This is a genomic window from Micromonospora sp. I033 (genome assembly GCF_053890995.1).
Map to the genome: position 1 here is coordinate 1 of NZ_JBSSLX010000292.1, position 5,795 is coordinate 5,795.

The window sequence follows — 5,795 nt, forward strand, 5'->3', positions numbered from 1 at the left end:
CCCTGCGCCTGGCCGCCACCAACCCGGTCGTCCTGCTCACCGCGGAGCTCCCGTGACCGTCCACCCGGAGGAACCCGTGCCCACACCGTCGGACCCGTCAACCGGGGACCCCTGCTCCACCGGAGGCGTCAAGAAGGGGCCCTTCCTCGTCGGGCTCGTGGCGGCGACCGCGGCCGGCCGGCGGCACGCGGGCACCCTCGCCGCGGCCTGGCCGCACGCCCGCGCCGTGGAGGCGGAGAGCGCCGCCGACGCGCTGCGGATGGCGTGGCGGGAGTGCGACGGGGTGGTCGCCTTCCTGGCCACCGGCGCCGTGGTCCGCATCCTGGCGCCCCTGCTGGGCGACAAGCACGCCGACCCGGCCGTGGTGGTGGTCGACGAGGCGGCCCGCCACGCCGTGGCCCTGCTCGGCGGGCACGCCGGCGGCGCCAACGCCCTCGCCGCCGAGGTCGGCGCGCTGCTCGACGCCCGGCCGGTGGTCACCACCGCCACCGACGCGGTCGGCCTGCCCGGGCTGGACACCCTCGGCTGGCCGGTGGAGGGCGCGGTGGCCGCGGTGTCCCGGGCGATCCTCGACGGCGAGCCGGTCCGGCTGGTCGCCGACGCCACCTGGCCGCTGCCCGCCCTGCCCGAGCACGTTCACGTCGAGGTCACGCCCCCGCCGGCCACCACCGCGACGTCAGCCGCCGGAGCGGCCGCCGGTGAAACCGGCGGCTGGCGGGTCCTGGTCACCGACCGGGTCGTACCGCTCGACGGGCGGACCGTGGTGCTCCGGCCGCCGTCGCTGGTCGCCGGGGTCGGCTCCAGCCGGGGCGTGCCCACCGCCGAGGTGACCGACCTGCTGGGCCGGGTGCTCGCCGACGCCGGCCTCAGCCCGGCCAGCCTGCGCTGTCTGGCCAGCGTGGACCTCAAGGCCGACGAGGCGGGCATCCGGGCGACCGCCGAGGCGTACGGCGTACCCCTGGAGACCTGGCCGGCGGCGGAGTTGGCGGCGGTCGACGTGCCGCACCCCAGCGAGGTGGTCCGCGCCGCGGTCGGCACGCCGAGCGTCGCGGAGGCCGCGGCGCTGCGCCACGGCGGCACGCTGCTGGTGCCGAAGACGGCCTCGGCCATGGCCACCGTCGCGGTGGCCCGGCGGGCGCCGCGCGGCCGGCTCGCCCTGGTCGGCCTCGGCCCCGGCGCGGCCGACCTGCGCACCCCGCGCGCGGTGGCCGAGCTGCGTCGGGCCGCCGTGGTGGTCGGCCTGGACCAGTACCTCGACCAGGTCCGCGACCTGCTCCGCCCCGGCACCCGGGTGCTGGCCAGCGGGCTCGGCGCGGAGGAGGCGCGGGCCCGGGCCGCCGTCGCCGAGGCCACCGCCGGCCACGCCGTCGCCCTGGTCGGCTCCGGCGACGCCGGGGTGTACGCGATGGCCAGCCCGGCCCTGGAGTACGCCGACGACCGGATCGACGTGGTCGGCGTGCCCGGGGTGACCGCGGGCCTTGCCGCGTCCGCGCTGCTCGGCGCGCCGCTCGGGCACGACCACGTCTACCTGAGCCTGTCCGACCTGCACACCCCGTGGGAGGTGATCGTGAGCCGGCTCGCCGCCGCGGCGGAGGGCGACCTGGTGGCGCTGCTCTACAACCCGCGCAGCCGCACCCGGGACTGGCAGCTCGGCGCCGCGCTGGCGACCTTCGCCGCGCACCGCCCGCCGGACACACCGGTCGGCGTGGTGCGCAACGCCAGCCGGCCGGGGCAGCGGGTGCACCTGGCCACCCTCGCCACCCTCGACCCGGCGCTGGTCGACATGTACAGCGTCGTGGTGGTCGGCAGCTCGCAGACCCGGGTGGTCGCCGGCCGGATGGTCACGCCCCGGGGGTACCGGTGGCGGTCGTGACCATCGGCCCCTGCCAGGGCTGCGGCGCCTGCCTGCTCACCTGCCCGGTGCACGCCATCCGTCCCACTCCCGCCGGCCTGCGGGTCACCGACCGCTGCACCGGCTGCCTCGAATGCCTGGAGATCTGCCCCGTGGACGCCATCCGCGTCGACCCCGAACCCGGAGGAGAGCGATGACCTCGACCCCGACCGCCGCCCCGACCGTCGGCCGCTGGAGCCGCGCCGAGCGGGCCCGCCTCGGTGGCATCGTCTGCGCGATCGCCGCGCTGCACGTCGCCGGCGTGACCCTGTACCTGTACTGGAACAACCAGCCGGTGGCGGCCGGCGGGCTGGCCGGCGCCGGCACCCTGGCCTACGTGCTGGGGGTGCGGCACGCCTTCGACGCCGACCACATCGCCGCCATCGACGACACCACCCGGCTCATGCTGCTGCGCGGCCGGCGGCCGGTCGGCGTCGGCTTCTTCTTCGCCCTGGGGCACAGCGCCGTGGTGCTGCTGCTCGCCCTGGTGGTCGGGCTCGCCTCCACCCGGCTGACCGGCGACCGGATGGCCGGCGTTCGGGAGGTCGGCGCCACCGTCGCGGTGGTCACCGCCACCGGCTTCCTGCTGCTGGTGGCGGCGCTGAACGCGGTGGTGCTGGCCGGGCTGGCCCGGCTCTGGCGGCGGCTGCGCGCCGGCGCCCTGGACGAGACCGAGCTGGACCTCCTGCTGCTCAACCGGGGGCTGATGCACCGGATCCTCGGGGCCCGGGCCCGCACCCTGGTCCGCTCCTCCTGGCACATGGCCCCGGTCGGCTTCCTCTTCGGGCTGGGCCTGGAGACGGCCAGCGAGGTGACCCTGCTGGCGCTCTCGGCGAGCACCGCCGCCGCCGGCGGGCTGCCGGTGCTGGCCCTGCTCACCCTGCCGTTGCTCTTCGCCGCCGGGATGTCCGCCATGGACACCGCGGACAGCCTGCTGATGAGCCGCGCCTACTCGTGGGCGTACCGGCAGCCGGCCCGCCGGCTCTGGTACAACCTGGCCACCACCACGATGACCGTGCTGGTCGGCGGCCTGGTGGCCAGCGTCTACCTGGCCGGGCTGCTCGCCGACCACCTCGGCGCGACCGTCCTGGCCGGGTACGCGTCGATCGCCGACCACTTCGAGCAGCTCGGCTACGCCGTGGTGGTCCTCTTCGCCCTCGCCTGGGGCGGCGCCGTGCTGGTCTGGCGGCTGCGCGGCTACGACCGCCGCTACGGGCGGGCCGGCTCATGAGCCGGACGGTGCACCCGATCGAGGCGGAGTCCTACCGGATCCTGCGCGACCGGGTCGACCTGTCCCACCTGCCGCCGCTGACCCGGGCGGTCACCGAGCGGGTGGTGCACGCCAGCGCCGACCTGGACTACGTCGGCGACCTGGTCTGCGACGAGGACGGCCTGGCTGCCGGGCTGGCCGCGTTGCGGTCCGGCGCGCCGATCGTCACCGACGTGTGGATGGTGGCCGCCGGGATCACCGGCGCCGGTCGGGAGATCGTCTGCCCGGTCGCCGAGCCGGCCGCCGCCGACCTGGGCCGCGCCGCCGGCATCACCCGCTCGGCCGCGGCGGTGCGGATCGCGTACGACCGGGTCGGCCCGGGCGCGGTCTGGGTGGTCGGCTGCGCGCCCACCGCGCTTGTCGAGCTGATCGGCCTCGACGCGGCCCCGGCCCTGGTGGTCGGCCTGCCGGTCGGCTTCGTCGGCGCGGCCGAGTCCAAGGCGGCGCTGCGGGCCAGCGGCCTGCCCGCCGTGTCCAACGTGGGGGAGAAGGGCGGCTCCGCGGTGGCCGCCGCCGCCCTCAACGCCCTGCTGTACCTGGAGGACAAGTGAAGCACCTTCCCCCGCTGCTGATCGTCGGGCACGGCACCCGCAGCGCGGCCGGCGTCGCCCAGTTCGCCGCGTTGGTCGAGCGGATCCGCCGCCGGGACGCCCTCGCCGACGTGGACGGGGGCTTCATCGAGCTGTCCCGCCCGCCGCTGACCGACGCGGTCGGCGCGCTGGTCGGGCGGGGCCACCGCCACCTCGTGGCGCTGCCGCTGGTGCTGGCCGCCGCCGGGCACGGCAAGGGGGACATCCCCGCCGCCCTGGCCCGGGAGCGGCAGCGCCATCCCGGCCTGCGGTACGCGTACGGCCGGCCGCTCGGGCCGCACCCGCTGCTGCAGGAGGCGCTGGCGGAGCGGATCGACGCGGCGCTCGACGGCGCCGACCGGGCCGGCACCTGGGTCGCGCTGATCGGGCGCGGCTCCACCGATCCGGACGCCAACGCCGAGGTGACCAAGGTGGCCCGGCTGCTCTGGGAGGGGCGCGGCTACGCCGGGGTGGAACCCGGCTTCGTCTCGCTGGCCGAGCCGTCCGTGCCGGCCGTGCTGGAGCGGCTGCGCCGGCTCGGCGCCCGGCGGATCGTGGTCGCCCCGTACTTCCTCTTCGCCGGGGTGCTGCCCGACCGGATCGTGGCGCAGAGCCGGGAGTTCGCCGCCGGCCATCCCGGCCTGGACGTGCGGGTGGCCGAGGTGATCGGCGACTGCGACGCCCTCGCCGACCTGGTCCTCGAACGGCACGCCGAGGCGCTGCGCGGGGACATCCGGATGAACTGCGACACCTGCGCGTACCGGGTGGCGCTGCCCGGGTTCGCCGACAAGGTGGGCCGGCCGCAGACCCCGCACCACCATCCGGACGACCCGGCAGACGGCCACGGTCACCACCACCACCACGAGCCGGCGCTGCGTCCCGGGCAGGTGGCCGTGGTGGGCGGCGGGCCCGGCCCGGACGACCTGATCACGGTACGCGGGCAGGCGCTGCTCGACGCCGCGGACGTGGTGGTCGCCGACCGGCTCGCCCCGGCCGGGCTGCTGCGCCGGCTCCGCCCCGGCGTGCTGCTGGTGGACGCGGCCAAGGTGCCCCGCGGCCCGTCGATGGCCCAGGACACCATCAACGACACGCTGATCGGGCACGCCCGCGCCGGGAAGCGGGTGGTCCGGCTCAAGGGCGGCGACCCGTACGTCTTCGGCCGCGGCCACGAGGAGGTCCTGGCCTGCGCGGCGGCCGGGGTGGAGACGGTGCTGGTGCCCGGGGTGAGCAGCGCGGTGGCCGCGCCCGCGCTGGCGGGCGTGCCGGTGACCCACCGGGGCGTGGCCCACGAGGTGACCGTGGTCTCCGGGCACCTGCCGCCCGGGCACCCGGACTCCCTGGTGGACTGGACGGCGCTGGCCCGGGCCCGGGGCACGCTGGTGCTGCTCATGGCGGTCGACACCGTCGGGCGGATCGCCGCCGAACTGCTCGCCCACGGGCGGGCGGCGGATACGCCGGTGCTGGTGGTCCGGGACGCCGGCCACCCGGACCAGTGGACGGCCCGGTGCCGGCTGGACGAGGTCGGCGCGCTCGCCGAGCGGGACGAGGTCCGGCCGCCGGCGGTGTTCGTGGTCGGGCCGGTGGTGGCGCTCGCCGCCGACCCGGCTCCGGCGTCCGCCGCGGCCGGCGCGGGTCCGGTCCCCGCCGCGGCCGATCCGCCTCCGGTGCCGGCCGCCTCCGCGTGGGGGTGAGCGGGGCGGGTCTGAGCGGGGCGGCCCGGCGGATCAGCCGGTGAGGGCGTGGGCCAGCGCGTACCCGACGGTGGCCGCGGCGAGACCGGCGGCGATGCTGCCCAGCACGTTGGCGAGGGCGTGGCCGCGGTGGCCCGCGCGGTGCAGGCGCAGGGTCTCGTAGCTCAGCGTGGACCAGGTGGTGAGCGCGCCGCAGAAGCCGGTGCCGACCAGGGCGGTCACCGCGGGGGAGGCGGGCACCGCGGCCACCACGCCGAGCAGCAGCGATCCGGAGACGTTGACGGTCAGGGTGCCCCACGGAAAGGAGGAGCCGTGGCGGGCCTGGACGGCCCGGTCGGCCAGGTAGCGCAGTGGGGCGCCCAACGCCGCCCCGA

General features: G+C 77.7%; 4 protein-coding genes and 2 pseudogenes. 5 read left to right on the top strand and 1 reads right to left on the bottom strand.

Annotated elements, in window-relative coordinates:
* The first annotated feature begins 157 nt into the window (after positions 1-157).
* The 5 genes and pseudogenes from cobJ to cobA form a co-directional block, all read left to right on the top strand.
* A complete protein-coding gene (cobJ, locus tag ACW0Q9_RS28615) occupies positions 158-1,873 on the top strand; it encodes a precorrin-3B C(17)-methyltransferase (RefSeq protein WP_456186572.1) in 1,716 nt (571 codons plus the stop codon).
* Positions 1,861-2,019 (top strand): annotated as a pseudogene (locus ACW0Q9_RS28620) (4Fe-4S binding protein); the annotation flags it as partial. The gene cobJ and the pseudogene ACW0Q9_RS28620, both read left to right, overlap by 13 nt.
* Positions 2,020-2,045: 26 nt before the next feature.
* Complete coding sequence (locus ACW0Q9_RS28625; RefSeq protein WP_456186566.1) at positions 2,046-3,122, top strand: HoxN/HupN/NixA family nickel/cobalt transporter; 1,077 nt, start codon at positions 2,046-2,048, stop codon at positions 3,120-3,122.
* The gene (locus tag ACW0Q9_RS28630) at positions 3,119-3,712 is read left to right on the top strand and encodes a precorrin-8X methylmutase (protein ID WP_456186568.1); all 594 of its coding nucleotides are present in this window, start codon (positions 3,119-3,121) and stop codon (positions 3,710-3,712) included. The genes ACW0Q9_RS28625 and ACW0Q9_RS28630 overlap by 4 nt, the downstream gene beginning before the upstream one ends.
* Positions 3,709-5,349: pseudogene (gene cobA / locus ACW0Q9_RS28635) on the top strand (uroporphyrinogen-III C-methyltransferase); the annotation flags it as partial. The gene ACW0Q9_RS28630 and the pseudogene cobA, both read left to right, overlap by 4 nt.
* Before the next feature lie 105 nt (positions 5,350-5,454).
* Here the strand turns inward: cobA and crcB are convergent.
* Positions 5,455-5,795 (bottom strand): fluoride efflux transporter CrcB (crcB, locus tag ACW0Q9_RS28640; protein ID WP_456186570.1); only part of this gene is annotated, 341 nt, incomplete at its 5' end.